We start from the raw sequence: 18953 nt of genomic DNA on the forward strand, positions 1-18953 counted from the left end.
AATCACTCCGTGTTGTGCAACAGCAAGCCCGCGAGATACACCCCTCGGGCGGAGAATTATTCGCCGTAGATATCGAAATCAAAATACTTCTGGCGAATACTGTCGTAAGTGCCGTTGGCGCGAATGGTCGCCAGCGCCTGATTGAAGCGACTCGCCAGCGCATCGTTCTTGCGTACCGCGATGCCGATGCCCGTGCCGAAGTATTGCTCCTCGGTGAAGTTAGGCCCGACAAATTCGAATTCCGTTCCCTCGGGCCGCTTGAGCAAGCTCTCGTCGATCACCACCGAACTGGCCATGGTCGCGTCCAGGCGCCCGCCCAGCAGGTCGAGGAAGATCTCGTTCTGCGAACCATAGCGCACGACCTCGGCGCCCGCCGGGGCAAAGTGATCGGTGACATAACGATCGAAGTTGGTCGCCCGTTGCACGCCGATCCGCTTGCCTTTGAGCTGTGCCGGGATATCGTTGATGCCGCTGCCCTTGCGAAACACCAGGCGCGCCGGGATCCGATAGTAGCGATCGGTGAAGTCCACCGACTTCAAGCGCTCCGGGGTGATCGACATGGAGGAAATCACCGCGTCGACTTTCTTGACCTTGAGCGCGGGGATCAAGCCGTCGAACTCCTGTTCCTGCCAGACGCAACGGACCTTCATTTCAGCGCACAGCGCCTGGCCGATGTCGTAGTCGAAGCCGACGATGGCGTTGTCCGGGGTTTTCGAGGCAAAGGGCGGGTAAGCCGCCTCGATGCCGATGCGCAGCGATGATTCGGCGGCCTGCAGGTTCGCGCCGAAAGCCAGCAGCGAGACGAGACCCAGTTTCAGGGCGATGCGTTTTACGTTCATTCATTTGCTCCAGGTGCGATGTTATTGATTCCGGACGCTCCACAGAAGTCGTCCGTTATGGCAGCAGCAATGTGAACAAGCCCGGGCGGTGACTCTGGTGGTCGCCTGCCCGGTGACCGCACAACGGTGATCGGCCAGCGGCCTCAGACGGCCGCGGTGACAATCAGCTCCAGCAAAATCTCCGGGTCGTCGAAGGCCACTTGGGCCGTGGCCCGCGCCGGCGTCTGCGTGGCATTGATCCACTCGCTCCACAGCGCGTTCATGGCGGCGAAATCCCGGCCCATGTCTTTCATCCAGATCTGCACGCTGAGCAGTCGGTGCTTGTCGCTGCCGGACGCGGCCAGCAGTTCATCGATCCGTTGCAGCACCTGGCGGGTCTGGCCCTGGATGTCCTGGCTGCAATCGGCGGCGACGACACCGCTGAGCCAGGCCACGCCGTTGTGCACGACGCTGCGGCTCAGGCGTGGGTTGCTTTCGATGCGTTGAATACTCATGAAGGTTCCTCGATGGAGAGATGCTCGCCAGCCAATTGGGCGAGCGTGATGGGTTTGAGGGGTGAGCGGATGCGGTAATAGCCCACCTCGGCGGGTGCGACGCCGCGACGCTCGGCAATGATTTCGGTGACGCTCAGGCCGCACTGGCGCCCCTGGCACGGGCCCATGCCGCAACGTCCAAAAGCCTTGGTCTGATTGGGGCCCAGGCAACCCAGGTCGACGTAACGACGGATGTCGCCAGCGCTGACCTCTTCGCAGCGGCACACCGTGACGTCGTCGGCGGGAATGCGATTCTCTGTTCGAGGGCGATACAAGGTGTCGAGCAGTGGCCGTGCGGCGCGAGCACGGCGCAAGGCTTGTTGCAATGCCCCGGCTTTACCCTGCTGACCGGCGATGGCCAGCGCAGCCAGGCGCCCCTCCAGTTGCGCCACCTGGGCCCCGCCGATGGCGCCACCGTCGCCTGCGATGAAAATGCCCGGCGTGCTGCTTTCTCCCCATCGATTGCGGCGCGGCGCCCAGCACAATTGCTGTTCGCTCCAGTCGTGGGCCAGGCGCAACGACCAGCTCACCTGGGTGTTTGGCACCACGCCTTGATGCAGCAGAATCAAATCGGCGCGAATGCGCTGGGCGCGACCTTGACTGTCGAAGCTCAAGGCGCAGGCCCGATCCGTACCTTCAACCCGCAGGTTGCACGCACCGCGAAAATGCCGGACGCCGGCCCGCTTGAGTTCCGCCAGCAGCCCCAACCCTTTGAGCAAGTCGCGCCAGCCGCGCAGCGCGCCGGGAATATAGCGCCAAGCCCGCAGCAGATCGCTTCGCAGGTTGGTATCCACCAGCGCTTCAAGGGTGATCCCGGCGCGCAGGTATTGCACCGCCAGCAGGTAGAGCAATGGACCACACCCGGCCAGCACCACAGGCGAGGCCGGCACCATGGCAGCGCTCTTGAGCAGGATCTGCCCGGCTCCGGCGGTCATGACGCCCGGCAGGGTCCAGCCAGGAATCGGCATCGGCCGCTCGAAGGCGCCTGTGGCGATCAACAGGTGACGCCCTTGCAAGACTTCGGCACGGCCCTCGATCAGGTAATGCACCTCGCATTGCGACGTCACCTGCCAGATGGCCGCGTTGGGAAGATAGCGGGCACCGCATTGCAGAAAGTCGGCGGCCAACTTCGCCCCGGCCACGTAGTCGTCACCCAACACCGCGCGGCTGCGTAGATCCGCCTGGAGCACCTGGCGATAAATCTGTCCACCCGGGCTGGCCTGCTCATCCAGCACAACCACGGACAAGCCTTGGGCCCGGGCTTCGAGCGCAGCGCTCATGCCCGCCGGGCCAGCGCCGATGATAATCAGGTCGATGGCTGCGTTACTCATCGCCGCCCTCCTCCCGCAGTGCCAGGCAAGCGGCACCGTGTTGGCGGCGCACGCGCATGCCGGCACGCACCGGCACCAGGCACGCCTGGGCATTGGCTTGGCCGTCCACCTCCATCAGGCACTCGAAACACACGCCCATCATGCAGTAAGGTGCGCCGGGACGAGCGTTGATGGCGCTCTCGCGAGTGTGGCGGATGCCGCAGCCCAGCAGCGCCGCCGCCAGGGATACATCGGCGGGCACCGTCAGCGGCGTGCCTTCGAATTCGATTTGCACGGTGTGATCTCCCAAGGCCAGTGGCCGGAACAGACGATCAGCCGACATGGCGCACCTCGGCTTGCCGGTTGAAACGTTGCAACCCGAATGGCTGCACCGCCAGATCATCGAATTCACCGGCAATCCATGGCGCCAGACGCAACGCATGGGCAGCGGCCAGGGTCACGCCGCTGTGGCAGCTGACAATCGACAAGCCCGGGCGGCCTTGAGGCGTTTCGTAGATCGGAAAGCCGTCGGCGCTCATCACCCGCAGCGCACCCCAGGCCCGCACCAGCCGGACCTGGCCCAACCGTGGGAAACACTGCACCGCGCGCCGGGCAATGGCGGCCATGACCTGGCTGCCGGTGCCGTCATCGAAGCCCGCCGACTCATGGGAGTCGCCCAGTTGCAGCGTGCCTTCGTCGGTCTGGCGTACATAAGTGGTGGGGTATTGCAGAAAGGGTTCGAGCCGCTCCGTGACGAGGATCTGCCCGCGGTTCGGTTGCACCGGCACGTCCAACCCGACCATGGCCCCTAGCGCCCGATTGCCGAGGCCGGCGGCCAGCACAACCTGACGGGCGGACCAGCGCTTCTCTCCAGCCCGCAGTTCGAAACCCGTTGCACCTGCGTCGAGCGCGTCGACGTGATGGCCGTTGATGAGCCTGACCCCGCGCGACTGGCAGGCGGCGTAGAGCGAGCGCAGCAGCTTGAGCGGATTGACGTGGCCGTCCATGGGCGAAAAACAGCCGCCGACCACATCCGGCCCAATGCCCGGCAAACGGGCGCGCAGTTGCGCATTGTCCAGCAGTTCAAAGGGGTAGTCGCCAGTAAGGGCTTCGCGCAGCCAACCCAGCCGATGGCTTTCCTCGGCCATTTCCCCGTCGCTCAGGCACAACTGAAAGCCGCCCTGTTGGCGCAGATGAATGTTGATGCCGGTATCGGCGTGCAGCGCCGCAGCAAACCGAGGCCAGAGCGCCACCGATTCTCGCGTCCATTGCGCATACGGGCTCATGCGGTAGCCCTTGCCCTGGACCCAGAGCAAACCGAAGTTGCCCCGGGCGGCGCGAATGGCGTCGTCGCCTCCGTCGAGCACGCTTACCTGGCGTCCGAGCAAGGCCAGCCCATAGGCGACGGACATCCCCACCAGGCCTCCCCCCACGACAATGACATCAGTTTTTTGCATGGCTTTCTTATCGCTGTTTTCGACGCCCATCATTCAATCAGGCGCCAGCCCATGGCTGGATCAATTGGTTGCGATCGATCCTAGGGCGCTGACAACGTCTTGAAAAATGCTTTATTTTGGCAATCTCATGTTTTTTTGTTATGGATAGGTCCGCACCATGAACCTCCGTCAATTGGAAGCTTTTCGCGCCGTGATCCTGGGCCAGACCGTGACCCGCGCCGCCGAAATGCTGCACATCTCGCAACCGGCGGCGACCCGGTTGATCGCCAGCCTGGAAGAGGACATCGGTTTCAGCCTGTTCGACCGAGTCAAGGGGCGGCTGCAACCCACCGCCGAGGCCATAACCCTGTATCAGGAAGTGCAACGTTCGCTGCTGGGCGTGGAACGCATTGCACGGACCGCCCAGGACATCCGCACGCTCAAGCGCGGCTCACTGCACATTGCCTGCGCACCCGCCATGGGCTTGTCATTCGTGCCTCGGGCGATTGCCGCGTTCATGGCCGAACACGATCAGATGCAGATATCGCTGGTGGTGCATTCGTCCCGGGAAGTTGTGGACCTGGTGGTGGGCCAACGCTGCGACCTGGGCCTGATCGTGCTGCCCAACACCTACCCCAGCCCCCGTGCGGAAAAACTGCTGGCGACGCGCATGCTTTGCGCCCTGCCCGCCGGCCATCGCTTGCAGGACCAAGAGACGATCCGTCCGGAAGACTTGCAGGGCGAACCGTTCATTTCCTATCCCCAGTCGATTGCCTCGCGCCAGCAGATCGATGCGATCTTCGCCGCCCATGGCGTGGACCGTGTACTGCGCCTGGAAACCCAACTCTCGCTGCCCATGTGCGTGCTGGTCGAACAAGGCCTGGGCGTGGCGCTGGTGGACGCCATCAGCGCTGTCGAATATCGCGGCCAGGGCATCGTCTTTCGCGCCTTCGAGCCGGCGATAGAAATGGACTTCAGCATGCTCCTGCCCATCCAGGGCCCGGTTTCCAGGCTGCAAGCCAGTTTTCTGGAGCACATGCGGCGCTTCATCGAAGCGCAAGTGCCGGCGGCCTATCGGTTCTGAACTGATCACCTGAGCCACACAATGGATCCACTGATTTAGCCAATCGTCCATTCACACAGCAAAACCGTTGACAACTAAATTAGTTAAGAGGGTTAATGGATCCACAAACAAGAACAATTCGCCTGGAGATCCGTCATGTACCCCAAGAACGCCTGGTACGTTGCCTGCACCCCCGATGAAATCGCCGACAAACCCCTGGGTCGCCAGATCTGTGGTGAGAAGATGGTTTTTTACCGGGGGCACGAAGGCAAGGTCGCAGCCGTGGAAGACTTCTGCCCCCATCGCGGCGCCCCGCTCTCCTTGGGCTACGTCGAAAACGGCAACCTGGTGTGCGGCTACCACGGCTTGGTGATGGGCGGTGATGGCAAGACCGTCGAGATGCCGGGGCAACGGGTACGAGGATTTCCCTGCAACAAGACCTTTGCGGTGCAGGAACGGCATGGCTTCATTTGGGTCTGGCCCGGTGACCAGGCGCTGGCCGATCCGGCACGGATCCATCATCTGGAATGGGCCGAAAGCGATGAATGGGCCTACGGTGGCGGTCTGTTCCATATTCACTGCGACTATCGCCTGATGATCGACAACCTGATGGACTTGACCCACGAGACTTACGTCCACGCCTCAAGCATCGGCCAGAAGGAAATCGACGAAGCGCCGCCGGTAACCACCGTCGAGGGCGATGAAGTAGTCACCGCCCGCCATATGGAAAACATCATGGCTCCGCCGTTCTGGCGCATGGCCTTGCGCGGCAACAACCTGGCCGATGACGTGCCGGTGGATCGCTGGCAGATCTGCCGTTTCACCCCGCCCAGCCATGTGCTGATCGAAGTGGGCGTGGCCCATGCCGGCAATGGCGGCTATCACGCTGCACCGCAATTCAAGGCGTCGAGCATCGTGGTGGATTTCATCACACCGGAAACCGAGACCTCGATTTGGTACTTCTGGGGCATGGCCCGGCACTTCCAGCCGCAGGATGACGCCCTCACCGCGTCCATTCGCGAAGGCCAGGGCAAGATTTTCAGCGAAGACCTGGAAATGCTCGAACGCCAACAGCGCAACCTGCTGGACCATCCACAGCGCAACCTGCTCAAGCTCAACATCGATGCCGGCGGCGTGCAGTCCCGGCGGGTGCTGGAGCGCTGGATCGCACGGGAGCGTGAGGCTCAAGCCGAGTTGATCGCCAGCACTCATCAGCCGCAACTGGCGGAGCAACGGCCATGATCGAAGTCCAGGTCACGGCGCGAAACAGCGAAGCCCTCGATATTTGCAGCTACGAGCTGACGCGGGTCGACGGCGAGCCATTGCCCGCCTTCACCGCCGGTGCCCATATCGATGTGCACTTGCCCGACGGGCTGATTCGCCAGTACTCGCTGTGCAACCATCCCGAGGAACGGCATCGCTACCTCATCGGCGTGCTCAAGGACCCGGCGTCCCGCGGTGGTTCGCGCAGCTTGCATGAACTTATCCAGCCCGGCATGCGCTTGCACATCAGCGAACCGCGCAACCTGTTTTCGCTTGCTCCCCACGCCCGGCGCAGCCTGCTGTTTGCCGGCGGCATCGGCATTACGCCAATCCTGTGCATGGCCGAGCACCTGGCCCAGAGCGGTGCGGCGTTCGAGTTGCATTATTGCGCCCGTTCGCGGGACCGTGCGGCCTTCGTCGAACGCCTGCGCCAGGCCCCTTACGCCGACCGGGTCTTCCTGCATTTCGATGAAGCACCCGAAACCCTGCTGGACGCCGCCAAGGTGCTGACCGCCCCCGATAGCGACCTGCACCTCTACGTGTGCGGGCCCGGAGGTTTCATGCAGCACGTCCTCGACACCGCCAAGAGCCAGGGCTGGCAGGAAGACTGCCTGCACCGCGAATACTTCGCCGCCGCCCCCACCGACACCCGCGCCGATGGCAGCTTTTCGGTCAAGCTCGCCCGCAGTGGCCAAGTGTTTGATGTACCGGCGGACCGCAGCGTGGTGCAGGTGCTGGAGAGCCATGGCATCGAAATCCCGATCTCCTGTGAACAAGGCGTGTGCGGTACCTGCCTGACGCGGGTGCTGGAAGGTGTGCCGGAACATCGGGACATGTTTCTGACCGAAGCTGAGCAGGCCTGCAACGACCAGTTCACCCCGTGCTGCTCCAGGTCGAAGACACCGGTGTTGGTCCTCGACCTCTAACACCCAGACAACACGGAATCCTGTGGTGGGCTTGCTCCACAGTGTTTACCGTGGATCAATATGTGCCGTGATGGCTGGGAAAGCTTTTGTGGCGAGGGAGCTTGCTCCCGCTTGAGTGCGCAGCGCTCATCGCTTTTTTGGGGACGCTGCGCGCCCCAGCGGGAGCAAGCTCCCTCGCCACAGGACCGTGCGGTTCCCAATACCTTGTGGGTATCCAACATCACCGCAAACTGACCCACCGCTTTCGCGAGCAGGCTCGCTCCCACAGGGGATTTGGAGTGGATACGAATATTGCAATCACCAGGCGCCGAGGCGGTCACTCCGAACGCAGGATCACCTTCATTCGCTCATCAGCCAGTGTCGAGCCGAACACCTCGGCGTAGCGCAGGGTCGCATTGGCATGCTCGCGCATGATCGCCTCGGCGCGGCCGCTCTGGCGGTTGATCAGTGCGTCGAACACGGAATGGTGTTGCATATGGGCATAGTTGAAACGGCGAAACTCACCTGCCATGTTCTGGCGATCCACCGCCAGGGCGGTGACTGAGGCGAATGGCAAATGATCGTTGCGGGCCAGGGCATCGGCGATCGCCGGGTTGTGGCTGCCTTCGACGATCACTTGGTGAAAGCGCATGTTGAGGTCGTGATAGACCTCCAGGTCGTCCTCGGTGACGTAGCCTTTGGCGAACAATTCATCGCCCTGTACCAAGCATTGCTCAAGCGTCGCGCGGGCTTCTTCGGACAAACCATGCTCGGCTGTCTGCCGTGCCGCCAAGCCTTCCAGCACGCCACGCACCTCCACGGCCCCAGCAATTTGCTCGGCGCTGACCGAACGCACCTGGAAACCGCGCCCGCCAAAACGCACGAGCAACCCTTCCTGCTCCAGGGTGCGGAACGCCATGCGCACCGGCATGCGCGAAACACCGAACAACTCGGCTGTAGGGATTTCCATCAAGCGCTCGCCGGCGGCCAGCTCACCCGAGGCGATCATCTTGCGCAGCGCAACCAGCACCGTTTGGCCGGGCTTACTCATCCAGGCGATTCCAGAAAAAAGAAGCCGTCATAGTAGAAGGCTTGGCCCAGCGTGTCACGGCAAGGCACGGGGCCGCGATAAAGCGGGTGGCAACCACCTTGGCTGCCACCGCTGGGGCTCAAATGCCCGCCAGTTCCCGCAACTGCGCCAACGTCTGCTCGTCCAACGTAATCCCCTGCTCATTGGCTTTGCCGCGCTCGCGATGACGACGGTCGCCCGGCAATCGTCGCAACCCGACGCCATGCATCTGCCTGACCAGTTCCCGGCTGCGCTCGGCGAAGTCTTGCCCGGCGGTCTTGCTGGGGTCGATCACGATCAACAGCTGGCCGGTCCATGGCGTCTTGGCGCCCGGATGATTGCTCCAATCGAATTCGAAAGAAAAATTGCCCCCCGTCAGCGCCGCCGCCAGCAACTCGACCATCATCGACAACGCCGAGCCCTTGTGCCCGCCAAACGGCAGCAGCGCGCCGCCTTCGAGGATCGCCTTGGGGTCGCGGGTCGGTTGGCCAAGGCTGTCCACGCCCATGCCCGGCGGCAACAACTCGCCCTTGCGCGCGGCAATCTGCACGTCGCCGTGGGCGATGGCGCTGGTGGCCAAGTCGAAGACAATCGGCTCACCGTCGGCCCGTGGCGCGGCGAAGGCAATGGGATTGGTACCGAATAATGGACGGTCCGCGCCATGGGGCACCACGCACGTCATGCTGTTGACCACACTCAGTGCCACCAGGCCTTCGTAGGCAAACGGCTCGACATCCGGCCAGAGCGCCGCGAAGTGATGGGAGTTGCGAATGGCCAGGACAGCGATACCGGCGCTGCGGGCCTTTTCCACCAACAATGGGCGCGCGGCGGCCAGGGCTGGCTGGGCAAAGCCGTTGCCGGCATCCACCGCGACGAACCCTGAGGCGACGTCTTCGACCACCGGCACGGCCTTGCCGTTGACCCAGCCGCTGTTCAGCGTCGAGACATACCCGGGAAGGCGAAACACCCCATGACTGTGGGCGCCGTCGCGCTCGGCCCCGGCGCAGTTTTCAGCCAGGCACCGGGCGACTTCGGTCGAGGTGCCATGACGCAGGAAAATCTTCTCCAGCAAACTCACCAGAGCATCGAAAGACAGGGTGCGAGAAGCAGCATGATCGGATGGCGCAGACATCTGAAGCTCCGGAATGATTGTTGGAGGTAGCAACAGCGTGAAGGACCCGCCCGGTGATTAAACACCGTTTCAGGCGCGCGCTGTCAATCCTTGACCGTGGCGGCGGCCCGACCAGTCAGGAAACCCGCGTGCGGTAACTATGTACCACCTTTGCTCGTTCGTCGTTGCCTAGTCTGGCGGCTCCCTCCTTGTTCGCACCGCTGCACGGTGCCTTGATCGAGATGCAACGATGCTGACTGAAAACATGCCACTTTTATTTCCCGAGGTATTGGCTGCCGCCACGCCGGACGACTTGATCGCAGCCCACGGCTTGACGCAGGCAGACCTCGACTGGCTGCAGCATGTTTCCCTGCCCAGCCACACACTGCGCACCGCACAAACCCCACCGATGGCCGCCGAAACGATCCTGCTTGCGGCCGAGGGTAAGTCCCCGATTCCGCTGGCCGGCTGTTTTATCCTCAGGGTCTCGCCAACGGCTGGCGCAGCGGACACCGAAGCGGCGTACCTCTATACGCCCCAGGGTGGAATTACAAAGTTCGACAATCGGCAAGCCATCGAGGAAAAAATTGACGAGATGTTGCGCAACCCTACGGCGCGCGACGACCTGTTTCGGTTCCTGTCGCTCTCCCAGCGCAGAGAACTCAACAGCACACCCACCATCAGGCAGGACAGGGGCACGATCAGCGGCGACGTGTTCAAGGCTCAGATCGAATCCATCGAACACGCCCAAGACCTTAATGCCCGATCCATGGTGAATGAGCTGATCCAGCTGCCTTCGCTCGCCTCCATGCTGGATCAGGTACTCAGCGAGATCCTTCCGGACCTGGATCATAGGCAGGCCCGCGTGGCGCTTCGAAAACGCGGTCACCTGAGCGATCCGACAGCGATACCGGTCACTGAAAGCGTTTCATTGAGCGACGCGGTCCTGATCTATTTCCACAATCAGGGCTGGCCTCCCGGGTATGAAGCCGACCTGTCGCATCCCGATACAAGCGCTTCGTCCCACAATGCGCAGCGGTGGGAAAACATAGTGAAGACCACGGCCGCCAAGCTGATCCCGGCGTTTACGGAATGCATCAATGCCTATTGGCAGGCGCGTAGCGCCTTCTATATTCCTCGCCGCCAATTACTGTCTCTGTTCATCGAGGAGGCGTTGCGGGCAACCATTTTGATCCAGCGGGAAAAAAAACAACTGACCGAAAGGCAAAGTCGAGAACTGCTTCGGCTATTCCGGCCGTCTCGCCGGGATGAGGCACTTTTATTTATCGAAACGATCCGGCTCTGGGAATATGAGCCCAATGACGTGGAACTCGCGGGGTCCTTGATGATTAGCGGCGAGGGTCATTATCTCTACACCCCCGGCTACCCTCTTCAGAAAGTGGAAAATCACCTGGGGTTCAAACAGGCCTTGCTCGGTATGCCGGCTACGGTCGAACGAAAGGAAACGCTCTATAGCCTTCTCAGCCTGGAAGACCGTAACCGATTCCAGAGTTTTGACGACCCGCAGGTTTCGGGTAAACCGGTGGCCTTTCCGATCGCCGAATCCCTGGCCAGCGCCATCATCGACAAACAGGTGGGGAACCTGCACTACGCACTGGAAATGTCGCGCCAGGCCGCGGTCGACATCCACTCGCTTATCGACAAGGCGCTGGATATACGTGCGTTCATCAACAAAAGCCTTTTGAGTCAGCCAACCGCCGGACATTGGGGGACGCATCCCGCGTTTCATGGCGACCTGCGCCCATCCAACTTCCTGGCCGATCAAATGGAAAGAAAAATCAAGAGCTATACCGATGTCGAGGACGCTTTCGACGGCCTCTTTAGTCAATTACCGACATCTGCCGACGTTTCGCAGCTCAACCCCCTCAGGCCGCTGCTGGCGGAACTGACCAATGTTTATTCCTTGGGCATCCGTGCCGAGGCCGAACTCAGGGCGCTTGATTCGAGCCTGCCGCCGATTGCAAATGATCTGATCAAAACGGTTTTTGCCTACGACCCGGACTACCCGGACCGTTCGCAACGCACACCCGTCAGGGGCTTTCGGCCAGACGTCTATTCGTTGAAGCTCGCATGCAGCGAAGAAGGTCGAACGGTTCAGTTGCCTCTCGCCAGTTGTTTTCTATTAACCGAGCGTGGCGGACTCGATACGCCCCACTCAGGCATGGCCATTCTGTGGACGCCCGCCGAGGGCTTGCAGGCTTTTTCGTCCGTTGATAGCGCCACTCAGAGATTGAATCAACGTCTGCTCGACTCTCAAAGACGCTTTGGCTTGCTGGAAAATCTCACTGCCCCTCAACGCTTGCCCCATAGGCGCTACCAGCTCCTTGCTTATGAACTGATCGAAGACAATGTGCTGGTCAATCGGATGCGTTCATTCATCAAATACTTCGAGGGCGAGTATGGCTATCTGAGCACATTGAAAGCCGGCGATTGGCGACTTACCGGGCCGGCCTTGATCAAAAGTCTTCAGGCGCTCCTGCACAAAGGAGCGCCCACCAATCTGAAGCGCGCCACCTCCCTTGCCCAGGCAATTAAACGCCAGCAGAAACTACCTGCCTGGCTTGGCACGGCCCCCCTTGAAGAAAGACGTGTGCACGTAGAAGTGATTGAGCAATATAAAAACAGCGCGTCCGATGGCAAGGATTACCTGGACGGCATCGAGCCCCTGGGCACCTATGTGCGCAAAAAACTGCAAGCGCTATTGGACGCGCGCTTTCCTGGGAAAAACCTGGACCCCGACACCGTCCGGATTACGCCCAACCTGGCGATCGTTGGGCCAGCCAGTTCATTGACCGACTTTGCGTTGAATCACATCGATGTGACCGAGAAGGGTTTCAAGGTTTCGTCAACATCCACCCAGCCATTGCCTGACGGTTTTAACGAAATGGCGGTACGGCAAATCTTGTTGTCCCTGGAAATCCCGACCACTTATAAAAACGACGTAACCGAATCCCTTTCTGGGCCAACGGCAGCCGTGCGGTCCAGAAAGCGGCGCTTTCACCAACAACTGCCCTGGCAATTGTTGCAGTACGCGCACGCACGGTATCTGCAGCAACACCTCTCCCCGACGGCATTCGACCTGTTTCGGCAAGTCATGGATATGCCGGACGCCATCGCTCGCCAAGCAGTCGAGGGCTTTAGCGCCTACTTCCGCCCTGTGGAGCTGATCAAGACCGAAGGCGGTGCCGCGATTAAAGCGTTGGGGCTTTACCTGTTCAGCTCGATTAACGATGCAACCAGCCCTCACGTCCTGTATTCGCCCTACCATGACGGTGATCTGTTGCAAGAGTTCGAAAGTGAAGAGCGCATCGTCGCTGCATTCAATACCCCTGGTGCGCTCCAGGACTTGCTGATTCGCCGGCTTCCCAAGGCGCAACAAGCCACGTTTAAAAATCTCTTCGCGTCCACCCGGGGGAAACCATCGGAGATGACCCTGGGCTTCAGTCCCATCAATACCAATGTGCTGCACACGCTGTATGACGACAACGCCGCGTTACTGGCAGATATGTTGACCGCGCAAACCCAGAACCACCGTCAGTCTGATTGGGCAACAGCCCTCCATCTGTTCAGCACCGGCGTCAGGATGCTCGGGAAGCAGTTACCGGCCAAATTATCCTTTCTGGAAACACTTTGGGAAAGCTATCAGGACTTCAAGGATTCCGCCGAAGACTTGCAGCAGCATGATTGGAAAAGCGGATTGCACAACTTCATCGCTGGCGCCGCGGAAATGGTTTCACTCGGCTTTTTGAATCGCGACGATACATTCGGCCTTCTTGACCCCATCGAACCCGTTTCGGCGAGCGCCCCGTCACCGCTGAATTGGAAGGACATCGCCTGCACGGCTTCGGCCCGTACCGACCTGCAGGTCTTCGAAGCGTTGGACGTCAGTCTCTCGGATCTTCAACTCAATGTGATGGACGGAACCTACAGGGTAGTGGAAACCGGCAAGCGCTACATTCCCCTTGCCGGCAAGGTCTATCAAGTGGCAAAAGCCGGCCTGGCCTGGCGAATCATTCATGACGACGGCGAAGGGCCGTTACTGAAGTATTCGCCTGATGACTGGACATGGGCGATTGACCCGCAGCGCCAGACGATTCGCTTTGGCAAGGCCGGGTCGAAAATGGCCGTCACCTACAGTGATTTCAAAGCCAAGGGGACATTGAATATCGAGGCACGGGGCATGGCTGAGATACGTAGAAAATACCCATATCGTGCCAATACGATTGTTCAAGCGCTGGCGACCGCACGGCTCTACTGCTCCAATGCCTTGCAAAACCTTGAGCAACTTAAACGGCAGGCGCTATCAGGCTCGCGGTTGGATACTTACCTGAAATCGTTCTTCAACGTAAACGTGGTAGACCCCCGGCTTGTAGGGAAAATAGACACAGCGATTTCACCGATCTGCCAAGCACTGGCCGACCCGACCTGGGAATTGCAACATGCGGACCAAATCGTTGTTGGCAGCCTGAAACATCTGGCGGACAGGGCCACGGCGTTTGTACTCGAACCTGAAGCGCGGGGAAGAATTTATATCACACAGTTTTTCTTTGACCTGGGTCTGGATTGGTATAAAAGCATCGTCCCCGATTCCTTTGATGTTGATGCTCACGCCCAGGGCGCGACGTTTATCCACGAAATATCCCATCAGTTGTTCAATACGCTCGATATTATCTATCTCGATGCGCCGATGCCGTTCCTGGATTTGATTTCAACAGCAACTCATTTGGGAAAAGTGAAATATGAACTGCAAAAAGAACTGCAACAGGACGGGCTTTCATTAAGCACCCCAAAATCAAAACTATTTACGCAGTGGGATGAGAACGACAATACCTACAAAGGCCTGGAGTTTTTCCCCCGAGAGAAGGAGACGGTCAAGGAAATCCTGAAAATAACAGGGACCCGCAACATGAACGAAGCACGTGATGCTTTCCTCGACCCCCTTTTACCGGACAAGCGGATCGACGTCATACTCCGCAATGCCGACTCCATTACCCTGTTGATCTGCGAACTAGGGCGCCAGCTCGACCAGCGCTCTGCCCATTGATCTTTTTTTCACGTCGATCATGCAACAGTGACACGAGAAACAACGCTCGATACGACGATAAAAAAACCGTTCTTTAGTGCGCAAACGCCATCACCGCTGTTCTCGACAGCGGTGATGGAAGGTTAGAATGCGGCAAATCAGGACGAATCAATGACCGAACATACCCTCTCGGAAGCCGAATACGACGCCATTACCGATGCCGCTGCCCATTGGTGCATGCGTCTGCATGCCGTCGACTGCACCGATGCCGAACGGCAGGCGTTCCAGCAATGGCACGATGCCGATCCGCTGCATGCGTTCGAATACGAAGCCATGTTGGAAATCTGGGAGGTGGCCGATCATCTGCCGCGCGTCGAGCCAGCAGCCCCCGCCCCAGCGTCCAGGCTCCGGTCGCGTTGGAGCCGGTTGGCTGTCGCCGCCGCGATGCTCGTCGTGGGCCTGCCCGTGGCCGCCTACACCGGCTGGAATCTGGGCTGGGTTGCCAATTCCTACGAGCGATTCGAAGCCGGCACGAGCGTCCGCCAGATCACGCTTGACGACGGCAGCCAGGTCGAACTCAACCTGGGCAGCGAGCTAACCTTCGCCAACTACAAAAACGAGCGTCGGGTGACGTTGAAAAAAGGCGAGGCGTTTTTTGACGTCACCCATGACAAACAACATCCGTTTGTCGTGCGCGCCGGCCAAGGCCAGGTGCGGGTGACCGGGACGCGCTTCAACGTCTGGATGTACCAGGACCAGGTGCGGGTCACGCTGGTGGAAGGTTCGGTCAAGGTCATCAGTAACCAGGCGCTCACCCATAACGGCCTGCAACTTTCGCCGGGCATGCAAGCGAGCTACAAGGCGGGCGACCACCAACCGCAAGTCCGCGAGACCGATCCCAACGACAGCTCGCTGGCGTGGCGCAACGGCAAGTTGGTGTTGGATAACCTTGCCCTGAGCGATGCGCTGCCGCTGATCAACCGCTACCTCGACCGTCCCGTAATGCTCGCTGACAACAGCACCGGCGGCCTGCGTGTCGGGGGTGTCTACAACATCGGCGAAGTACAGAACCTTGTGGCTTCGTTGCCGAAAGTCCTGCCGGTCTACCTGACGCAGAATAAGGACGGCAACCCGGTGCTCAATCCCATCGGGCAACGGCCGGTTCAATAACTGAAAAGGCCTCTTTGGGAACGAAATTCTGTTCACTTAAAGGGAATGACGAACCTGTGGCGAGGGAGCTTGCTCCCGCTGGGCTGCGCAGCAGACCCATTTGTGAGCGCTTCGCGCTCAAGCGGGAGCAAGCTCCCTCGCCACGGGTTTGCCGAACGCCTCAGGTACAACAGCGGTTATTGCGTCGCCACCCTGCCCGCCTCATCCCGCTCACGAATAATCAGGACCTGATACTGTGGATCAGCCTTGATCTGCTGTTCGGTGAAGGGCAGCACACTCCACTGTTTCTGCGAAAACGCCTGGGTCTGGTCGGCCGAATAAGGCGAAGCAGGGTCGCTGGAAATGGAGAACGCCAACAGCCCCTGGGCTTGTGGACCTTTATCGTCAAACGTCACCACTTGCAGGTAGCTGGTGCCGCTGACCACCTCTCGCTTGCCGTTCGCCCCCGGCACGCTCTGGATCGCGTTATAGATGCCCAGCTCCCCGGGGCCGCCGTGGATCGGTGTCTGTCGGGCGCCACTGCTGGCCACCTGGACGTCTTGCCATCGGCTGTCCTTCGACAACCCGGCAGCCTTCACCGCCTCCACCGAGGCCAACATGGCTTCGCGCACGGCCTTGAGCACAGGCGGCCGCTCAATCGCCAGGCCGCGCGGGGTGCGTTGCGGATCCTTGGGATCGAACGCGACGCGCCATGAGTCAGGCAGCGCCTGCAGCCGTTCCATGATCTGCTGGAAATGCACGAACCCCAGGCCGCTATTCAAACCAGCCTTGCGATCCCAGGCCTTGAGGCTGGCACAGGCTTCGGCCAACGTCCGCGCATCGCTCCCCAGGTCACCGGCGCATACGCTGAGCAGGTCCGGCATCACCTGGTCCGCCAGGTACACCTGATCGTCCATGACCATGTGTTGCAAATCCTCCACCTTCACCGGCCCGGCCTTGGCCAACTGGCCCATCCGCTCGAGCGCAAAACGCGCGCGCAGCCCCAGTGGCTGGCCGTGCTGGCTGATCAACGGGGAATAACCGGACAAGGGTTGCGCCGGGTTGACCATCCAGGCCGAATCGTTGGAGTTCTGCACATAATCACGACGCAGCAGCTGCGGGAGCTTGTCGGCGGCATAAATGCCCTTCTGTACCGCTTTGGCATCGCTGCCCCAGGCACATTCGCTGCGAGAACCATCCAGCACGATCATCTGCAACCCGGCCCTGGGATCGCTGCACCGGGACAGTTTGTCGGCATCGACGTTCGGCACCACCGACACATTCATGTAGAGGCTTTGCCCCTGGTCGTCCACCGCCAGGGTATTGACCCAGGGAATGCCCTGGATCTCATGGACGGCGGCCTGCAAGTCCTTGAGCGTGACCGCCTTGTTCATGGCGTACCACTGGGCCAGCACCCGATCGTTTTCCAGGTTCGCGTCCCGCAGGCTGTAGGCGAACCGGTTATCCCAGTCCAGCCGGCCGGGCCATTGCACGATCGGGCCGAACTGCGAGCCATAGACCACGCGGGAAACCGTCTGCACCTGGCCGTCGGGTTGCTGGATGTCCACTGTGACCGTCTGTTGGCTCATCGGTACGGACTTGCCATCGAGCAAGTAGCGGGTCGGGTCCTTCGGGTCGAGTTGCAGGCGGTACAGGGTGAAATGCTTGGAACTGTCGACGGTGTGGGTCCAGGCCAGGTGCTGGCTGAAACCGATGTTAATCATCGGCAGGCCTGGCAGCGCCGCGCCCATGACGTCCAGCTTGCCGGGAATGGTCAGGTGCATCTGGTAGAAACGCATGCCGCCCACCCACGGAAAATGCGGGTTCGCCAACAACATCCCACGACCGTTGAACGAGCGCTCACTGCCGATGGCCAGGGCATTGCTGCCGCGCTCCAGGGCAAAACGCTGCTGCCGGGTCGCGGCGGCAGCGAAACTCGCGGCCGGAGCGGCGGCGAGCGCGGTCGCCTTGGGCGGTTGCGCACCTGCCAGGGCTTCGGCGAATTGGCCGACGCCGCCTTCCACCAACAACCGACGGGTCAACTTGACCAAGTCCAGCGCAGTGATTGGCCGTACCCACTCGCTGGCGCACTGTTCGGGCAGGCCCTTGGCCTTGTGCTCGGCCAACGCGCGGTTGTAGCCCGCCGCATAGCCTTCGACCAATTGCTGCACTTGGGGCGTCTGGGCCTGCCAGAAACCGGAAACCGCTTGCGGCGTATTGAGCCAGTTGAAGAACAGGTCGCTGACGCGGTTCTCCCGCTGTTCGACCGTGACCTGCTCGGGCCCGAAATAACGCGAGCGCTGGGCGTTGACCGTAACAATCTCATTGGCCAGCAGGCACAGGTTGTCCTGGGCGTAGGCATAGCCGATGCCATAACCCAACCCACGCTCGTCCTGAGCCCGGATATGCGGCACGCCAAAACGGGTGCGCCGGATCTCGGCACTGGCCTGCGCCCCATCGTCCTGCGCATAGACCACAGGGCTGAGCCCGAGGGCGATCCCTAGAAAAGCGCCTGTAAGGCCAACCCTCGATAACTGCCCGGACATTCTCACGTTCTCTCCTGATGAAAACCGCAAAAACCAGAACGGCTACCGCTGCGCCTGTAGACAACACTCGGCCCGCCTGGGAAATCACACACCGCATGCTGAACCGGAATGTGCCTACCTTGAAAACGAACCGGATAAAAAAAAATTAATGGCCTGGCGCCGCTTGAGCACGGGGGTTTGACGAAGCCGGGGCAATTTTTTCACATCGCCGCCTTCATGATTGCCCATCCTCGTTCGTCCTATAACAGGAGAGTATTCGTGACCTTTTCTGATCAGGCTGGTAAGGAGTTTCTGCATGCGTAACGCGCAACTGCCCATGGAGGGCAAGCCAAGGCCGACCGGCGTCTCGCTGAATGCCACCCACCGTGAATTCGACAGGCCGCCAGAGCGCGGCGGCAACGACCACATCAGGCGCCTGCTCAAGAGCTTCGGGCTCAGGACCAGCCTGATTCGCCTCAAAGTTATCGATGCGCTGCTCAAGGCCGCCCACGAAAACCGCTGCCTGGGCGTGCGTGGTGTGCACAGCCAGTTATTGGGGCTGGACATTCCGTTGTCCTTTCTCAGCGTGCGCGAGGTGTTGAAGCGCCTGTGCAGCGAGGGCGTCGTGACCCTCAACCCCGATAAAAGCTACCGCCTGCACCCCAGCGCGATGGCCGTGCTCGAAGCCGAGGATTGAACCCGGCGC

General features: G+C 60.7%; 14 protein-coding genes. 6 read left to right on the plus strand and 8 right to left on the minus strand.

Translation table 11 applies throughout. The annotated features are described in order from the left end of the window. Positions 1-56: 56 nt before the first annotated feature. From ACLH0I_RS17095 to ACLH0I_RS17115, 5 genes are all read right to left on the minus strand, one after another. Complete coding sequence (locus ACLH0I_RS17095; RefSeq protein ID WP_411384867.1) at positions 57-839, minus strand: ABC transporter substrate-binding protein; 783 nt, start codon at positions 837-839, stop codon at positions 57-59. A 143-nt stretch (positions 840-982) separates the two neighbouring features. After that, entirely contained in the window at positions 983-1333 is a 351-nt protein-coding gene (locus ACLH0I_RS17100; protein ID WP_250962076.1) for a RidA family protein, read from the minus strand. After that, a complete protein-coding gene (locus ACLH0I_RS17105) occupies positions 1330-2703 on the minus strand; it encodes an NAD(P)/FAD-dependent oxidoreductase (RefSeq protein ID WP_250962077.1) in 1374 nt (457 codons plus the stop codon). The genes ACLH0I_RS17100 and ACLH0I_RS17105 overlap by 4 nt, the downstream gene beginning before the upstream one ends. Then, on the minus strand, positions 2696-3025 hold the full coding sequence (locus ACLH0I_RS17110; protein ID WP_411384868.1) for a (2Fe-2S)-binding protein: 330 nt from the start codon (positions 3023-3025) through the stop codon (positions 2696-2698). The genes ACLH0I_RS17105 and ACLH0I_RS17110 overlap by 8 nt, the downstream gene beginning before the upstream one ends. After that, positions 3015-4139, minus strand: coding sequence for an NAD(P)/FAD-dependent oxidoreductase (locus tag ACLH0I_RS17115; RefSeq protein ID WP_411384869.1), 1125 nt, complete (start codon positions 4137-4139; stop codon positions 3015-3017). Before ACLH0I_RS17115 ends, ACLH0I_RS17110 begins: the two co-directional genes overlap by 11 nt. A gap of 157 nt (positions 4140-4296) precedes the next feature. Between ACLH0I_RS17115 and ACLH0I_RS17120 the strand changes: the two genes are divergently transcribed. The 3 genes from ACLH0I_RS17120 (at position 4297) to ACLH0I_RS17130 (ending at position 7370) form a co-directional block, all read left to right on the plus strand. Next, positions 4297-5202, plus strand: coding sequence for a LysR substrate-binding domain-containing protein (locus tag ACLH0I_RS17120; protein WP_411384870.1), 906 nt, complete (start codon positions 4297-4299; stop codon positions 5200-5202). A gap of 135 nt (positions 5203-5337) precedes the next feature. Then, positions 5338-6423 (plus strand): Rieske 2Fe-2S domain-containing protein, encoded by a 1086-nt coding sequence (locus ACLH0I_RS17125; RefSeq protein ID WP_411384871.1) that lies wholly within the window; start codon positions 5338-5340, stop codon positions 6421-6423. Next, a complete protein-coding gene (locus ACLH0I_RS17130; RefSeq protein ID WP_411384872.1) occupies positions 6420-7370 on the plus strand; it encodes a PDR/VanB family oxidoreductase in 951 nt (316 codons plus the stop codon). Before ACLH0I_RS17125 ends, ACLH0I_RS17130 begins: the two co-directional genes overlap by 4 nt. Positions 7371-7686: 316 nt before the next feature. On the opposite strand, the gene ACLH0I_RS17135 is transcribed toward ACLH0I_RS17130, so the two are convergent. Both ACLH0I_RS17135 and ACLH0I_RS17140 read right to left on the minus strand, forming a co-directional pair. After that, the gene (locus ACLH0I_RS17135; RefSeq protein WP_053125475.1) at positions 7687-8400 is read right to left on the minus strand and encodes a GntR family transcriptional regulator; all 714 of its coding nucleotides are present in this window, start codon (positions 8398-8400) and stop codon (positions 7687-7689) included. A gap of 118 nt (positions 8401-8518) precedes the next feature. Next, complete coding sequence (locus ACLH0I_RS17140; RefSeq protein ID WP_411384873.1) at positions 8519-9550, minus strand: Ldh family oxidoreductase; 1032 nt, start codon at positions 9548-9550, stop codon at positions 8519-8521. Between the two features lie 229 nt (positions 9551-9779). On the opposite strand from ACLH0I_RS17140, the gene ACLH0I_RS17145 reads away from it, so the two are divergent. Further along, the gene (locus ACLH0I_RS17145) at positions 9780-14594 is read left to right on the plus strand and encodes a dermonecrotic toxin domain-containing protein (RefSeq protein WP_411384874.1); all 4815 of its coding nucleotides are present in this window, start codon (positions 9780-9782) and stop codon (positions 14592-14594) included. A gap of 150 nt (positions 14595-14744) precedes the next feature. Continuing rightward, positions 14745-15743: a FecR family protein gene (locus ACLH0I_RS17150; protein WP_411384875.1), complete on the plus strand. Its 999-nt coding sequence runs from the start codon at positions 14745-14747 to the stop codon at positions 15741-15743. A gap of 176 nt (positions 15744-15919) precedes the next feature. Here ACLH0I_RS17150 and ACLH0I_RS17155 read toward each other — a convergent pair whose 3' ends face one another. After that, positions 15920-18268, minus strand: coding sequence for an acylase (locus tag ACLH0I_RS17155; protein ID WP_411384876.1), 2349 nt, complete (start codon positions 18266-18268; stop codon positions 15920-15922). 295 nt (positions 18269-18563) lie between these two features. Between ACLH0I_RS17155 and ACLH0I_RS17160 the strand changes: the two genes are divergently transcribed. Continuing rightward, positions 18564-18944 carry a fe2+ zn2+ uptake regulation protein gene (locus ACLH0I_RS17160; RefSeq protein WP_186705708.1) on the plus strand — a complete coding sequence of 127 codons (381 nt, stop codon included), beginning with the start codon at positions 18564-18566 and terminating at the stop codon, positions 18942-18944. Positions 18945-18953 lie beyond the last annotated feature (9 nt).

Source organism: Pseudomonas sp. MPB03 (assembly GCF_046605385.1).
Taxonomy (GTDB): Bacteria; Pseudomonadota; Gammaproteobacteria; order Pseudomonadales; family Pseudomonadaceae; genus Aquipseudomonas; species Aquipseudomonas zanjanensis.